At 66.5% G+C, this 15,789-nt stretch carries 11 protein-coding genes; 3 read left to right on the top strand and 8 right to left on the bottom strand.

Features of this window, described 5'->3' with window-relative positions:
• Positions 1 to 6 precede the first annotated feature (6 nt).
• From fdhF to JQ573_RS07820, 3 genes are read left to right on the top strand one after another with little or no spacing between them, the layout of a single operon-like run.
• Complete coding sequence (gene fdhF / locus JQ573_RS07830; RefSeq protein WP_212310996.1) at positions 7 to 2,883, top strand: formate dehydrogenase subunit alpha; 2,877 nt, start codon at positions 7 to 9, stop codon at positions 2,881 to 2,883.
• A gap of 2 nt (positions 2,884 to 2,885) precedes the next feature.
• Complete coding sequence (gene fdhD / locus JQ573_RS07825) at positions 2,886 to 3,722, top strand: formate dehydrogenase accessory sulfurtransferase FdhD (protein ID WP_212310997.1); 837 nt, start codon at positions 2,886 to 2,888, stop codon at positions 3,720 to 3,722.
• The gene (locus JQ573_RS07820; protein ID WP_173641858.1) at positions 3,706 to 3,927 is read left to right on the top strand and encodes a formate dehydrogenase subunit delta; all 222 of its coding nucleotides are present in this window, start codon (positions 3,706 to 3,708) and stop codon (positions 3,925 to 3,927) included. The genes fdhD and JQ573_RS07820 overlap by 17 nt, the downstream gene beginning before the upstream one ends.
• A 178-nt stretch (positions 3,928 to 4,105) precedes the next feature.
• On the opposite strand, the gene JQ573_RS07815 is transcribed toward JQ573_RS07820, so the two are convergent.
• The 8 genes from JQ573_RS07815 to ccmI all read right to left on the bottom strand — a co-directional run bounded on the left by JQ573_RS07815 (position 4,106) and on the right by ccmI (position 15,484).
• Positions 4,106 to 7,069, bottom strand: coding sequence for a bifunctional [glutamine synthetase] adenylyltransferase/[glutamine synthetase]-adenylyl-L-tyrosine phosphorylase (locus tag JQ573_RS07815; protein ID WP_212310998.1), 2,964 nt, complete (start codon positions 7,067 to 7,069; stop codon positions 4,106 to 4,108).
• Complete coding sequence (locus JQ573_RS07810) at positions 7,066 to 8,520, bottom strand: ATP-binding protein (RefSeq protein WP_212310999.1); 1,455 nt, start codon at positions 8,518 to 8,520, stop codon at positions 7,066 to 7,068. The genes JQ573_RS07815 and JQ573_RS07810 overlap by 4 nt, the downstream gene beginning before the upstream one ends.
• 3 nt (positions 8,521 to 8,523) lie before the next feature.
• A complete protein-coding gene (locus JQ573_RS07805; RefSeq protein WP_212311653.1) occupies positions 8,524 to 9,204 on the bottom strand; it encodes a response regulator transcription factor in 681 nt (226 codons plus the stop codon).
• A gap of 349 nt (positions 9,205 to 9,553) precedes the next feature.
• Positions 9,554 to 11,143, bottom strand: coding sequence for a Do family serine endopeptidase (locus JQ573_RS07800; protein WP_212311000.1), 1,590 nt, complete (start codon positions 11,141 to 11,143; stop codon positions 9,554 to 9,556).
• 171 nt (positions 11,144 to 11,314) lie between these two features.
• A complete protein-coding gene (locus JQ573_RS07795) occupies positions 11,315 to 11,821 on the bottom strand; it encodes a cytochrome c-type biogenesis protein (protein ID WP_212311001.1) in 507 nt (168 codons plus the stop codon).
• On the bottom strand, positions 11,821 to 13,806 hold the full coding sequence (locus tag JQ573_RS07790) for a heme lyase CcmF/NrfE family subunit (protein ID WP_212311002.1): 1,986 nt from the start codon (positions 13,804 to 13,806) through the stop codon (positions 11,821 to 11,823). The genes JQ573_RS07795 and JQ573_RS07790 overlap by 1 nt, the downstream gene beginning before the upstream one ends.
• Complete coding sequence (gene ccmE / locus JQ573_RS07785; RefSeq protein ID WP_092125254.1) at positions 13,803 to 14,300, bottom strand: cytochrome c maturation protein CcmE; 498 nt, start codon at positions 14,298 to 14,300, stop codon at positions 13,803 to 13,805. The genes JQ573_RS07790 and ccmE overlap by 4 nt, the downstream gene beginning before the upstream one ends.
• Positions 14,301 to 14,359: 59 nt before the next feature.
• On the bottom strand, positions 14,360 to 15,484 hold the full coding sequence (gene ccmI, locus JQ573_RS07780; RefSeq protein ID WP_212311003.1) for a c-type cytochrome biogenesis protein CcmI: 1,125 nt from the start codon (positions 15,482 to 15,484) through the stop codon (positions 14,360 to 14,362).
• Between the last annotated feature and the right edge of the window lie 305 nt (positions 15,485 to 15,789).

The raw sequence follows: 15,789 nt of genomic DNA, 5'->3' as shown, positions 1-15,789 counted from the left end.
ATCACGATGTCGCTGATCCAGGAAATCGATTTCGGCACGCCAAAATCCAAATCCGAGGCGATGGTCACGCTGACCATCGACGGCAATCAGATCACGGTGCCCGAGGGCACCTCGATCATGCGCGCGGCGATGGAAGCCGGCACGCAGATTCCAAAGCTCTGCGCGACCGATATGGTCGACGCCTTCGGCTCCTGCCGGCTCTGCCTGGTCGAGATCGAGGGCCGCGCCGGCACGCCGGCCTCCTGCACCACGCCGGTGATGCCGGGCCTCGTCGTACACACCCAGAGCGATCGGCTGAAGAAGCTACGCAAGGGCGTGATGGAGCTCTACATCTCCGACCATCCGCTGGACTGCCTGACCTGTGCGGCGAACGGCGATTGCGAATTGCAGGACATGGCAGGCGCCGTCGGCCTGCGCGACGTGCGTTACGGCTATGAAGGCGAGAACCACGTCTTCGCCAAATCGCACGGCTGCGAAAACGACAACTGGATGCCGAAGGACGAATCCAATCCGTATTTCACCTACGATCCCTCGAAGTGCATCGTCTGCTCGCGCTGCGTCCGCGCCTGCGAGGAAGTGCAAGGCACCTTCGCGCTGACGATCTCCGGCCGCGGCTTCGACAGCCGCGTCTCGCCCGGCATGAGCGAGAGCTTCCTCGGCTCCGAATGCGTGTCCTGCGGCGCCTGCGTGCAGGCCTGCCCGACCGCGACGCTGACCGAGAAATCCGTGATCGAGATCGGCCAGCCCGAACACTCGGTCGTCACTACCTGCGCCTATTGCGGCGTCGGCTGCGCGTTCAAGGCCGAGATGCGTGGCGAGGAAGTGGTGCGCATGGTGCCGTGGAAGGACGGCAAGGCCAACCGCGGCCATTCCTGCGTCAAGGGCCGCTTCGCCTGGGGCTACACCACCCACAAGGAGCGCATCCTGAAGCCGATGATCCGCGAGCGGATCGAGGATCCCTGGCAGGAGGTGTCGTGGGACGAGGCGCTGAATTTCGCCGCCGCCAAGTTCAAGGGCATTCAACAGAAATACGGCCGCGACGCGGTCGGCGGCATCACCTCCTCGCGCTGCACCAACGAAGAGACCTACCTTGTGCAGAAGCTGATCCGCGGCGGATTCGGCAACAACAATGTCGACACCTGTGCCCGCGTCTGCCATTCGCCGACCGGCTACGGCCTGTCGCAGACCTTCGGCACCTCGGCCGGCACCCAGGATTTCGATTCGGTTGAAGACACCGACGTCGTGATGATCATCGGCGCCAACCCGGCCTCGGCTCACCCCGTGTTCGCCTCGCGGCTGAAGAAGCGGCTGCGCCAGGGCGCCAAGCTGATCGTGCTCGATCCGCGCCGCACCGAGATGGTGGAATCGCCGCATGTAAAGGCGTTGCATCTGCCGCTGATGCCCGGCACGAACGTCGCGGTGGTCACGGCGCTCGCCCACGTCATCGTCACCGAAGGGCTCGTCAACGAGAGCTTCGTGCGCGAACGCTGCGACTGGAGCGAGTTCGAGGAATGGGCCGCCTTCGTCGCCCAGGAGAAATACAGCCCCGAAGCGACCGCGATCATGACCGGCGTCGATCCCAAGGCTCTGCGCGAGGCGGCGCGGATCTACGCCACCGGCGGCAACGGCGCGATCTATTACGGGCTCGGCGTCACCGAGCACAGCCAGGGCTCGACCACGGTGATCGCGATTGCCAACCTCGCGATGGTGACCGGCAATATCGGCCGGCCCGGCGTCGGAGTGAACCCGCTGCGCGGCCAGAACAACGTGCAGGGCTCCTGCGACATGGGCTCGTTCCCGCACGAGCTGCCCGGCTATCGCCACATCTCCGGCGATGCGGTGCGCGAGCAGTTCGAGGCGATGTGGAACGTCAAGCTCAACAAGGAGCCGGGCCTGCGCATCCCCAACATGTTCGACGCCGCGATCGAAGGCACCTTCATGGGGCTCTATGTGCAGGGTGAGGACATCCTGCAATCCGACCCGAACACCAAGCATGTGGTGGCGGCGCTGTCGGCGATGGAATGCGTCATCGTCCACGATCTCTTCCTGAACGAGACCGCGAACTACGCCCACGTCTTCCTGCCCGGCTCGACCTTCCTCGAGAAAGACGGTACCTTCACCAACGCCGAACGCCGCATCCAGCGCGTCCGCAAGGTGATGACGCCGCTCAACGGCTATGCCGACTGGGAAGTGACGATCATGCTTGGCAAGGCGATGGGCTACGAGATGAACTACAGCCATCCGTCGGAGATCATGGACGAGATCGCCGCGCTGACGCCGACCTTCACCGGCGTCTCCTATGCCAGGCTCGATAAACTCGGCTCGGTACAGTGGCCTTGCAACGAGAAGGCGCCGGAAGGCACGCCGGTGATGCATATCGGCGGCTTCGTGCGCGGCAAGGGCAAGTTCATCATCACCGAATATATCGCGACCGACGAGCGCACCGGCCCGCGCTACCCGCTGCTGCTCACGACGGGGCGCATCCTCAGCCAGTACAATGTTGGCGCGCAGACCCGCCGCACCGAGAACGTGGTGTGGCACGCCGAGGACCGGCTCGAAATCCATCCGCACGATGCCGAGCAGCGCGGCGTGCGCGACGGCGACTGGGTACGGCTGGCGAGCCGTGCCGGCGAGACCACGCTGCGCGCGCTGATCACCGACCGCGTCGCACCGGGCGTGGTCTACACCACGTTCCATCACCCGGACACCCAGGCCAACGTCATCACGACCGACTTCTCGGACTGGGCGACCAACTGTCCGGAGTACAAGGTCACCGCCGTGCAGATCTCGCCGTCGAACGGTCCGTCCGACTGGCAGAAGGCCTATGACGAGCAGGCGCGCAACTCCCGGCGCATCGCGCCGGTGGTGGAAGCCGCGGAGTAGCGATGCGCGAACCGGTCCACAAGGCGAACCGGAAGGTCTGGCGCGACGGCGTCTTCAGCGAGGGCGCGCGCCTGATCCCGGAAGAGACGCCGCTGGCGCTGACCTATAATGGCGGCACCTACGCCGTGATGATGGGCTCGCCCGAGGACCTCGGCGACTTCGCGGTCGGCTTCAGCCTGAGCGAAGGCATCGTGCAATCAGCCGACGAGATCGAGACCCTCGACATCGTCGAGCTCGATGACGGCATCGAGCTTCGGATGTGGCTCAAGCCCGACAAGGCCGCGCGGATCGCCGAGCGGCGGCGCAACATCGCCGGCCCGACCGGCTGCGGCCTGTGCGGTCTTGATTCCATCAGCGAGGCGGTCCGGCCGGCCGCGGTGGTGCCCGCGGGCCGCGTCTTCGCACCGCGCGAGATCATGACAGCGGTGGCGGCGGTCGCGCCGCTGCAGGAGATCAACCACCAGACCCGCGCGGTGCACGCCGCCGCGTTCTGGACCGCCACGCGCGGCATCGTCGCGCTGCGCGAAGATGTCGGCCGCCACAATGCGCTCGACAAGCTCGCCGGCGCGCTGGCCCGCGACAAGGTCGTCGCAAGTGACGGCATCGTGCTGGTGACCAGCCGCGTCTCGGTCGAAATGGTGCAGAAGACCGCCGCGATCGGCGCGCCGCTGATTGCTGCGGTGTCGGCCCCGACCGCGCTTGCGGTGCGGATGGCGGACGCCGCCGGCATCACGCTTGCCGCGATCGCGCGCGCCGACGGATTTGAAATCTTTACGCATCCGGAACGCGTCACAGGCGCGGTGCCCGGCAAGGAGTCCGCTTATGTCGTCGTCGCCTGACAAACTGGTCTATATGGCGAACCAGATCGGAAAGTTCTTCCACAGCCAGGGACACGACCGCGCGGTGCAGGGCATTTCCGAGCACATCTGGAAGTTCTGGGACCCCAGGATGCGCAAGCAGATCTTCGCCCATCTCGACACCGGCGGCGCCGGCCTCGACCCCGACGTCCGCGATGCCCTGCAGAAGCTGAAGCAGCAGGCGTAGCTCTCGAAGCGCTTCCACGGCTTTCTCGCCGTCACCCTGAGGAGGCCGCGCGGCGGCCGTCTCGAAGGGTCGACGGCCCGACTGTGGCCGTGCATCCTTCGAGGCTCGCAAGAGCTCGCACCTCCAGCGACAAAGGCGAAGCCTTTGCGCGGGGATGACGGATCAAATATCGTGCGCGCTATCCCCCGCCCACGATCGTGTTGAAGACGCGGCGTACCTCGCCTTGCGTCTCGCGCAGGCGGGCTTCCAGCGCGGAGAAATCCGGCGCGTCGCCGGCCCGCGCCATCACGCGCCGCAGATCCTCGCCCGCGGTCTCCGGATTGAACTTGCCGGTGACGCACAGCCGCAGGATCTGCGTCAGATCATGATAGAGCCGCGCCGCCGAGCGCAGGATCTCGGCTTCCGACTGGCCGAGCAGGCCGAGCTTGGCGGCATGCTCCAGCACCTGCAGCGTCGAGACGCTGAGGATCTCCGGCTTCGCTGAGGCATGCGCGAGCTGCAGATATTGCGCGATGAAATCGATGTCGACGAGCCCGCCGGCGGCAAGCTTGAGGTCCCAGACATCGTCCTCGCCCTTCTCCAGCGCAATCGCGCGCCGCATGTCGGCAACGTCGGCCGCGGTCGATGCCGCATCGCGCGGCCGGGTCAGCACGCTGCGGGTGATCGCCTCGATCCTCTCGCGGAATTGCGGCGACGACGAGATCACGCGCGCACGCGTCAGCGCCATGTGCTCCCAGGTCCACGCCTCGCGCTCCTGGTAGTCGGAAAACGAATCGATCCGCGAGGCGACCGGACCGGCCCGCCCCGACGGCCGCAGCCGCATGTCGACGTCATAGAGCACGCCGTAATTGGTCCGGGTCGTGAATGCGCTGATCAGGCGCTGGGTGAAGCGGGCAAAATACTGCGCGCCGTGCAGCGAGCGCTCTCCGTCGGAGTCCGGCGCCTCGCCGTCGAAATCGTAGAGCAGGATCAAATCGAGGTCGGAGGACGCGGTCATCTCGCGGCTGCCCAGTCGGCCCATCGCGACGATCGCAGTCTCCTGCCCCTTGATCCGGCCATATTGCGCGGCGAACTGGTCGGTGACGAGACCGTGCACGGTGTGCACGATGCCTTCGGCGACATCGGCAAAGGCCGTGCTGGCGTGTTGCGCCGACACCGTGCCCGACAGGATCCGCGTGCCGATCAGGAACAGGCTCTCCTGCCCGAACAATCTCAGACGATCGAGGAAGTCCTCATAGGAGGACGCGTCCTGCAGCGTGGCGGCGAGCCGCGCCGACAGCTCCTTCTTGTCCGGCATCGCGCCGAAGAAGCGTGGATCGACCAGACCGTCCATGATCTGCGGCTGCCGCGCCAGCATGTCGCCGAGCCGCGGCGCAGCACCGAGGATCAGCGCCACCAGCGCGACGAAATCGCGGTTCTGGCTGAGCAGCGAGATCAGCCGCCCGCCGCGCTGCAGCGCGGCCAGGAAACGGTCGAATGCCGCGACCGCATCGTCCGGCTCCTCGGCATCCGCGAGGCCATCGATCAGGCCGGGAATGAATTCGAGGAACGCCGCCCGCGTCGCCTCCACGCGCAGCGCGCGATAATCGCCCTTGATCCATTGCTGCACAGTGCCGGCGACCATGACCGGCTTCTTGAAGCCGAGACTGGCGAGATGCTCGATCAGGCGACCGTCTTCGGGGCCCGCCCCGTAGTCGACGTCCGGCAGCTTCGCGCTCCCGGTCGGATCGTCGCCCTCGAACAGCTTGCCGTAATGGTTCTGCACGATGTTGAGCTGGCCGAGCAAATCCCTGGCGAAGGCCTCGCGATTTGCGTAGCCGAAGAAATGCGCAAAGCGCTCGACGTCCTCGGGCGCTTCGGGCAGCGAGTGGGTCTGCTCGTCGGCGATCATCTGCAGCCGGTGCTCGACCCGGCGCAGGAATTCGTAAGCCGTGGCCAGCTCGTCGCGCGCCTCGAAGGTGATCCAGTTGCTGTCGGCGAGCACATTGAGCGCCTCCAGCGTCGGCCGCACCCGCAACTCCGGATGACGGCCGCCGGCGATCAGCTGCTGGGTCTGGGCGAAGAACTCGATCTCGCGGATGCCGCCGCGGCCGACCTTGACGTTGTGGCCCTCGACCGAGATCTCGCTCTGGCCGCGATAGGTCTGCATCTGCCGCTTCATGTCGTGGACATCGGCCAGCGCCGCAAAATCCAGATGCTTGCGCCAGACGAACGGCGCGAGCTCGGCGATCAGCGCATCGCCGGCCTTGGGATCGCCGGCGCAGGGCCGCGCCTTGATCATCGCGGCGCGTTCCCAGGTGCGTCCTTCGCGCTCGTAATAATGCAAGGCCGCGTCGGTCGAGATCGCGACCTGGGTCGAGGCCGGGTCCGGACGCAGCCTGAGATCGACCCGGAATACATAGCCCTCGCCCGAGCGCTGCTGCAGCATCCGCGCCATCGCCTGGGTGACACGGACGAAGAACGGCTGCGGCTCGATATCCTCGGCGAGCGAGGTGGCCGTGCGATCGAAGAACACGATCAGGTCGATGTCGCTGGAATAGTTCAGCTCGCCCGCACCCATCTTGCCCATCGCAAGCACGATCAGGCCGGAGCGGATCTCGGGATGGTCGAGGTCGGCGGCAATCATCCGGCCGCGCGCGATTTCCTGCCGGAGCAGATATCGCAGCGCCGACTGCACCGAATTCACCGCGATGTCGGTCAGCGCCGCCGTCACCCGCATCACCGGCCAGACGCCGCCGATGTCGCACAGCGCGATCATCAGGGCGGCCTCCGCCTTCATGCGGCGAAGCAGAACCATCACGTCGGCCTCGCTGCCGGCGGCGAGCACGTCGCGCGAGGTCGTCTCGATCAGGTTCGCAAGATGCGACTCCGGGTCGCATGACAGGATCCGGATCAGCCGCGCGGCATCAGCCCGCGCGAGCTCGAACAGATAGGGCGAGAATTCGGCAATGCCGCGCAGGATGTCCCGTGCGAACGGGTGCTCCAGCAGCGCCGCGAGCGCAGCCGATTGCGCCGGCTCGAGCTCGGCGAACCAGTCGGTCAGGCGCTGATCGGCGGATACGGGAGCGGCGACACGCGGTCCGTCCGCGAACCGCGCGGCCAGAAGGTGTCGATCCGCGTTTCCCGGCGCGGCGGCATTCATGCCGCCTTCTGTGGCACATCCTGCGTTTGAGCCGCAAGCCTGTCACTGCCGCCCGCCCGCGCCGGCAGCACCAGGGTGGCCACCAGCCCCGGATGGGCATCGCCGAGCCGCAGCTCACCGCCATGGAGCGTGGCAACCGCCGAGGCCAGGCTGAGGCCGAGACCGGAACCGGGTAAGGTGCGGCTGGCCTCGAGCCGGACGAAGCGCTCCACCGCGTGCTTGCGGTCACCCTCGGGGATGCCCGGACCGTGGTCGGTGACGCTGAGCAGGACCTGATCGCCCTCGCGCCGGGCCTCGATCAGGATCTCCCGCGCATCGGCCTTCATCGGCTCCACGCCCGGTTCGGGCTTGCCATATTTGATCGCGTTCTCGACCAGGTTGGCGACCGCTTGGCTGATCAATTCGCGGTTGCCGTGAATCGGCGCCGGCGCGGTCTTCACCTGCAGCGTCATGCCGTCGTCCTCAGCCAGCGGCTCGTACAGTTCGTGGATGCCGTTGGCGACGTCGGCGCCGTCGAAATCGTCCATGTTGCCGCGCGCCTGGCCGGACTCGGCGCGCGCGATCATCAGCAGCGCGTTGAAGGTGCGGATCAAGCCGTCGGACTCCTCGATCGTCCGCTCCAGCGCCGCGCGATAATCGGCCTCGGAGCCCGACCGCGCCAGCGCCTCCTCGGCGCGGTTGCGCAGCCGCGTCAGCGGGGTCTTGAGGTCATGGGCGATGTTGTCGGAGACCTCCTTCAGCCCCGTCATCAGCGCCTCGATGCGCTCCAGCATGACATTGAGATTTTCCGCGAGACGGTCGAGCTCGTCGCCGCTGCGGCCGACCGGCAGCCGGCCGGACAGATCGCCCGCCATGATGCGCTTGGTGGTGCCGGTCATGGCGTCGATCCGGCGGAGCACGCGGCGCGCGACGAAGATGCCGCCGCCGATGCCGAGCACGACGACGACGAGGATCGACCATTGCGCGGCCTTGGCGACGATGCCGAACAGCCGCCGCCGCTCCTCGAGGTCGCGCCCGACCAGGAGGCGGAAACCGTTGTCCATCTCGGTGACCCGAACCAGCGCGCGGTGATCGGTCTTGTCCTGATCGTCGAACCGGCGATAGGCGGTCTCGCTCCAGCCCTGGACGCTCATCACGCCAGGCGCCAGCGAGCCGACATTGCCGGCCAGCGCCTGCCCGTTCGGCGCCGTCAAGAGATAGAGGTTGGCGCCCGGCCGCAGCGCACGATTGCCCATGGTGGTCAGCAGGCCGTGCAGGCCGCGACGGTTATAGATGGCGGTGATCTCGCCGATCTCGACATTGACGGTGGTCGTGATCTGCTCGGTGATCAGCCGTCGCGTGTTCCAGGCGAAATAAGCCAGCAGCGAGGCGGCAAACAGCGCGAACAGGAACAGGTAGACCAGCGTCAGCCGAAACGCCGTGGTCCGGATCAGTTTGCCGAAGGCCGTCACGATCTACCTAATGCCATCTCTGATCATATACCCCGCGCCGCGGATGGTATGCAGCAGCGGCCGCTCGAATCCTTTGTCGATCTTGGAGCGCAGCCGCGAGATGTGGACGTCGATGACGTTGGTCTGCGGATCGAAATGATAATCCCAGACGTTCTCGAGCAGCATGGTCCGCGTCACCACCTGCCCGGCATGCTTCATCAGATATTCGAGCAGGCGGAATTCGCGCGGCTGCAAGGTCAGCTCATCCTTGCCGCGGGCGACGCGATGCGACAGGCGATCGAGCTCGAGGTCGCCGACGCGGTAGGTGGTCTCCTCGGCCGGCCCGACATTGCGCCGCGACAGCACCTCGACGCGCGCGAGCAGCTCGGCGAAGGAATAGGGCTTTGGCAGATAGTCGTCGCCGCCGGCGCGCAGGCCCTTGATCCGGTCGTCCACCTGGCCGAGCGCCGACAGGATCAGGACCGGCGTCCGGTTGCCCTTGTCGCGCAGAATGCCGATCAGCGACAGGCCGTCCCGCTTCGGCAGCATGCGATCCACAACCAGCACGTCGTAGTCGCCGGTCTCCGCCATCGACAGGCCTTCCTCGCCGTCGGAGGCGAGATCGGCGATATAGCCGACTTCACGGAATGCCTTGACCAGATAGTCGGCTGACTCGCGGTCGTCTTCGATGATCAGGATACGCATTTGCGGAGCGGTTGCGGTCACGGGAAAGGGCCCTCTGTCAGCATGGCGCGGCCGGCCTGCACATGCAAGACGACCGCGAATATTCCGGGAATCTTGTGGGCGCATGATCTCCGCGCAAACCCGTTCCGGGTTTGTCGCGGGGGAAAACCGGTTTCCACTTTTCCGGATCATGCGGCGCTGAAAAAAGTGGGCGGTGAAGCTGGGGGACCTCACCGCCCTGAGACCTTCCGACAGAGGGGGGCATATTCCATCGAAAGGCAACATAGGGAGCGAGCAAGGGGCCCGCCCCCCGGAACGCGCCGTCGGCGGGGGCGACTAATGCCGGCGACGCGTTCCAACTCATAGATAGTTATCCCTTCGCCAGCGGCACTGCCACAAAGCGCGACGAACCGCCGCTCTTCACGCGCATGAGAACGCTGTTCTTGTTGTCATTGCGCGCCGCGGTGATCGCATCACGCACCTCACCGGCGGTGCCGACGGACTTGCCGGCGACCTCGAGGATCACGTCGCCTTCCTTGAAGCCCCGCTCAGCGGCAGCACTCTTGGGATCGACTTCGGTCACGACCACGCCTTCCTTGCCGGCGCCGGCCACGCTGTTGGCGGGTGCCACAGTGAGGCCCAGTTTCGGCACGTCGGTGCCACGGGACGAGTTGCCCTTGTCGCCGTTGTTGTCGGTGTCAGCCTTGGCTTCCAGGTTGTTCGGCAACTGGCCGAGCGTGAGGTTGACGGTCTTGTCCTGCCCCTTGTGCAGCACGTTCAGCTTCACGGCATTGCCGGGCGCGAGGCCGCCGATGGTGCGGGCGAGTTCGCGCGCGTCCTTCACCGGCTCGCCATTGACGGCGGTGATGACGTCGCCGGACTCGATGCCGGCCTTGGCCGCGGGGCCGTTGGCCTGCGGTTCGGCAACCAGCGCGCCTTCGGCCTTCTTCATGCCGAGGCTGTCGGCGATGTCTGATGTCACCGGCTGGATCTGGACGCCGATCCAGCCGCGGCTGACCGAGCCCTTGTCCTTCAGCTGGGCAACGACGCTCTTGACGGTCTGGGCCGGGATCGAGAACGCGATGCCGACGCTGCCGCCGGACGGCGAGTAGATCGCGGTATTGACGCCCATCACCTCACCGGACACGTCGAACGCCGGGCCGCCCGAATTGCCCTTGTTCACGGGCGCATCGATCTGGATGAAATCGTCATACGGGCCGTTGCCGATGTCGCGGCCGGAGGCCGAGACGATGCCCGCGGTCACGGTGCCGCCGAGACCGAAGGGATTGCCGACCGCCAGCACCCAGTCGCCGATCCGCGGCTTGGTGTCGGAGAGCTTGGCAAACTGGAAGTTGGAGCCGCCCTCGACCTTGATCAGCGCGAGATCGGTGCGCGGATCGGTGCCGATCACCTTGGCGGAGAAGGTCTTGCCGTCGTCGGTCGTGACTTCGACCTTGTCGGCGCCATCGACGACGTGATTGTTGGTCACGGCGAAGCCGTCAGCCGAGATGAAGAAGCCGGAGCCCTGGCCCGTCACCACGCCACCGCCACGCGGTCCACCGCGCAGGCCCGGGGGCAAGCCATCCGGACCGCCGAAGCGGCGGAAGAAACGCTCCATCGGCGAACCCGGCTGGAACGGCGAATCGTCATTATTGTTGCTGTCATCCTTCGCGACCTTCTCGCGAATATTGACCTTGACCGAGATCACCGACGGCTTCACCCGCTCGACGATGTCGGCAAACCCGACCGGCTGCTGAACCTTCTTGACCTCGTTATTGACCTGCGCATGCGCGGGCGTCGTGAACAGGTCGGCCGGGTTGTGGGTGGGGCTGAAGCCGTAGGTGGCGGCACCGAGGCCGGCCACGACCGACGCCATCAGCGCGAGTTTGCGGGCAGAGAACAGCGAGCGCTTCGGCGCCTTGTAGGACGGAGGGGTCGAGAGGTCGGGACGGTCGGTCATGTCTTGAGGTCTCCAGGGCCAGAATCATTCGGTGCGGGGGCGAGCACCTGATGCGTCTGAACATGGGGTCATCAGCCTTACGGCGCGCTGGCTGCGGAATTAAACTTTGGTAATTGAGCAATCCTGCGCTGCGGCAGAATAGCGCATGCAAATTAAGGGCTTAGAAAGGAACTAAAGCGGCTTGTCCGGCGCGGATTCGGCCGCCAGCAGCCGCTCAAGGCGCGCCTCTTCGTCGGGCGTCAATCCGGGGCTGGAATCGCCCGCGCCGGCGGCCGGATTTGCCTTACGCCGGCCGAGCCGCCAGAGCGCAAAACCGCCCAGCAAAAGCGCCAGCGGCGGGGTCAGCCACAGCACCAGCGTGTGCTCGTTGAGGCGCGGCTTCAGAAGCACGAATTCGCCATAGCGGGCCACCAGGAAATCGATCACCTGGCGGTCGCTGTCGCCGGCCGAGATCCGTTCACGCACCAGCAAACGGAGGTCGCGCGCCAGCGGCGCCTCGGAATCGTCGATCGACTGGTTCTGGCAGACCATGCAGCGCAGCTCTTTCGAAAGCTCGCGCGCCCTCGCCTCCTTCGCCGGGTCCGCCATGATCTCGTCGGGCAGCACGGCCCGGGCGGGCATCGCACCGAGCATCAGGGTCGCCGCAAGCGCGGCGGCCGCAAGGGTGCGCGACCGCATCATTCGGCCGCCTGCAAGGCGCGCGCCGCTGCCTTGGCCGGCTTCGGCGCGCCGACCCGCAAGCGGCGGTCGGACAGCGACAGCATGCCGCCGAAGGCCATCAGCACCGGGCCCCACCAGATCATCAGCACCAGCGGCTTGTGATAGATGCGCACCGCGATCGCGCCGTCGGCCGAGGTATCGCCGAGCGAGATATAGAGCTGGCTGGCGCCGCGCGTCAGCAGTGCGGCCTCCGTCGTCGAGGCGCCGCGGGTCGTGAAGTTGCGCTTCGACGGGGTCATCACGCTGACCTTCTCGCCGTCGCGGATCAAGGTGAATTGCGCGACCATCTCACGGAAGTTCGGCCCCTGCCGTGGATTCAGGCCGTCGAGCCGCAGCTCGTAGCCGGCGACCTTGGCGACATCATCCGGCTTCATGGAGCCGATATATTCGCTGTTCCAGGTGGTCTCGCAGACGATTCCGATCAGTGCGACGCCGAGGCCGGCATGCGCGAACACCGTGCCCCAGGTCGCGCGCGGCAGGCCGCGTGCGCGGCGCAGCGACAGCGACAGCGGAATCCGGAACAGCGCGATACGTTCGGCGAGATCGCACAGCGCGCCCATGATCACGAAGGCCGCAAGCCCGATCGCGAGCGGCGCCAGCGTCGCGCCGCCATAGGTCCACGCCCACACCACCGCGATCGCAACCAGCGCGACGATGCCGGCCACCATCAGCCGTTGCGCCGCGCCGAGCAGGTCGCCGCGCTTCCAGGCCAGCAGCGGCCCGAACGGCACCGCGAGCAGCAGCGGCACGAACAGCGGCGCAAAGGTGAAATTGAAGAACGGCGCGCCGACCGAGATCTTCTCGCCGGTCAGGACCTCGAGCGCCAGCGGATACAGCGTGCCGATGAATACCGTCGCGCAGGCGGTGGTGAGCAGGAGGTTGTTGAGCACCAGCGCGCCTTCGCGCGAGATCGGCGCGAACAGCCCGCCCTGCTTCAGCGTCGGCGCGCGCCAGGCATAGAGCGACAGGCTGCCGCCGATGAAGACAAACAGGATCAGCAGGATGAACACGCCGCGGGTCGGATCGGTCGCGAACGCGTGGACCGAGGTGAGCACACCGGAGCGCACCAGGAAGGTACCGAGCAGCGATAGCGAGAAGGTCAGGATCGACAGCAGGACGGTCCAGACCTTCAGCGCGTTGCGCTTCTCCATCACCAGCGCCGAATGCAACAGCGCAGTGCCGGCAAGCCAGGGCATCAGCGAGGCGTTCTCTACCGGATCCCAGAACCACCAGCCGCCCCAGCCGAGCTCGTAATAGGCCCAGTAGGAGCCCATCGCGATGCCGAGCGTCAGGAAGATCCACGCCATCAGCGTCCACGGCCGCACCCAGCGCGCCCAGGCGGCGTCGATCCGGCCCTCCAGCAGCGCCGCCACCGCGAACGAGAACGAGATCGAGAAGCCGACATAGCCGAGATAGAGCATCGGCGGATGCACCGCGAGGCCGATATCCTGCAGCACCGGATTGAGGTCGCGTCCCTCGAGCGGCGGATTGGCGATGCGCAGGAACGGATTCGAGGTGATCAGGATGAACAGATAGAAGGCGCTGGCGACCCAGGCCTGCACCGCCAGCACATGCGCGCGCAGCGACAGCGGCAGGTTGTTGCCGAAGGCCGCGACGAGGCCGCCGAACAGCGCCAGGATCGACACCCACAGCAGCATCGAGCCTTCATGGTTGCCCCACACGCCGGTGATCTTGTAGAGCAGCGGTTTCAGCGAATGCGAATTCTCGAAGACATTGGCGACCGAGAAATCCGAGGTGACGTGCAAGGTCACCAGCGCCGCGAACGACGCCGCGACGAACAGCAATTGGGCAAGCGCGGTCGAGCGCGCGACGTTCATCAGCGCCGCATCGCGCCAGCGCGCGCCGAGGATCGGCACGATCGACTGGATCAGCGCGAGGGCGAGCGCCAGCACCAGGGCATAATGTCCGCTTTCGGCGATCACCGCATCGCTCCCTGGGTCGGCGCCGCGGAGGCGCTCGGCATGCTGTTTGGTTTGGCGCCGTAGTCGTCCTTCCAGTGGCCCTGCTTCTTCAGGGCATCGGCGACGTCCTTCGGCATGTAGGTCTCGTCATGCTTGGCGAGCACGGTGTCGGCACGGAATACGCCGTCAGCATCGAGTGCGCCTTCGGCAACCACGCCCTGCCCCTCGCGGAACAGATCCGGCAGGATGCCCTTGTAGGCGACCGGCAGCGTTGCGCCGCCGTCGCCGACGGTGAAGGTCACCGCGAGATTGTCGCCGCGCTTGAGCGAGCCCTGCTCCACCAGACCGCCGAGGCGGAAACGCTTGCCCGGCCCGAGATGCTTTTCGGCGACCATCGAGGGCGTCGAGAAGAACACGATGGAATCGCGCAGCGCGTTCAGCACCAGGCCCGCGGCCACCGCGAGCACGACGAGCGCGCAGCCGATCAGTGTCAAACGCCGTTGCTTCCTGGTCATGGTGCATCCTTGCGCATGACGTCAGCCGAAAACCGCTGCACATGTTTCGGCATCATGCGTTATCCATCCAGCCCGAGATTCTTCAGCCCCTCATTGAGCTGACGCAACCGGTCCGCATCATTGGCCACCGCCTGACGGGCATCCGCAAGTGCGCTCATCGCCTTGCCGCGCTCACCCATCACGAGATAGGCGCGGACCAGCCGCAGCCAGCCCTCGACGTCGTCGCCGTTGGTCTTCAGCCGCGTCGCCAGCCGATCGACCATACCCTTGATCATGATGCCGCGATCGGCCTCGCTCATGTCCTTGGCCGCCGCCACCGCGCCATCCGGCAGCGCGGGCGCGCTGGCGCCAGCGGGTGCACCGACTCCGCCGACCCGTACCAGCGCAGCCTGCACCAGCGGCCGCCATGGCGCGTCCGACGGTGCCTTCGCCATCATCTTCTGCCAGATCGCGGCGGCGTCGGCCTTGCGGCCGTCCTGCTCGGCGGCGAGGCCGAGGAAATAATTGGCCTTGGCGTCGTCGCCATTCAGCGCGACCGAGCGCTCGAACTCCGCCTTGGCGTCGGCGGTGACGACGCCGCCGGCGCTCCCCATCAACGCCTCGCCGAGATCGGCGCGGCGATCGGCGCTGTCGCCAGCATAGGTGATGGCATTGCGATAGGCACGGACGGCATCATCGTAGCGGCCAAGGCGCGACAGCACCGGCGCCAGCACCGTCCAGCCGCGGCCGTCGGTCGGGTTCTTTTCCAGATGGGCCTCGACCTGCGCGACCAGATTGGTGAGCGGCTGGTTGGCATCGGCCACCCGGCTGCGCTCGGCGAGCGGAAAGTCGCCAAGCCGCGGCGAGCCGAGCGCGAGATAGAAGCCCGAAGCGATGACCGGCAACCCGACCAGGGCCACGATCGCAGCAGTGCGCCGCAGGCTGAGACTGCCCTGCACCGGGGCTTCGCGCCCGCTCTGGTCGGCGGCGGCCAGCAGCCGGCGGCTGATCTCGATCCGCGCAGCATCGGCCTCGGCGGCGCCGATGATGCCGGCGGCCATGTCGCGGTCGATTTCGGCGAGCTGGTCCCGGTAGACCACGACCTCGCTGCCGCCGGTATTCGCCCGTCCGCGGCGGCTGAGCGGCCACAGCACGGCAAAGATCGCCGCGACCGTCATCAGCGCGAACACAAACCACAGCGTCATCAAGCGGTTCCCGGATGGAACGGCGGCTTCCGGCAAGCCGCCTTAGAATCGCTTTACACTACCGGCGCCAAGCGCGGCAATTGACAATTGCTGGATCGACCGAAGGTCGAAATCAGCCGGTTTCCGGTGCCGTTCCGGCGGTACTGCAACGGCGTTCCCGGGCGAAGGGTGCGCGCGACCAAAATATCGAAAACAACCCCATGCAAAGTAGCCAGCGGCTGCCACCGGGCGATTGACGACTTGACACGTCGGGCAAATCAGCGCGACACTTCCATTATTCCGAAATTGCGCAAATGCTTGTCGTC

Source organism: Bradyrhizobium sp. AUGA SZCCT0105 (assembly GCF_018129565.1).
In the GTDB taxonomy this organism is placed as follows: Bacteria; Pseudomonadota; Alphaproteobacteria; order Rhizobiales; family Xanthobacteraceae; genus Bradyrhizobium.
Note: the sequence above shows the minus strand (reverse complement) of the source record. Positions and strands in the feature narration are given on the sequence as shown.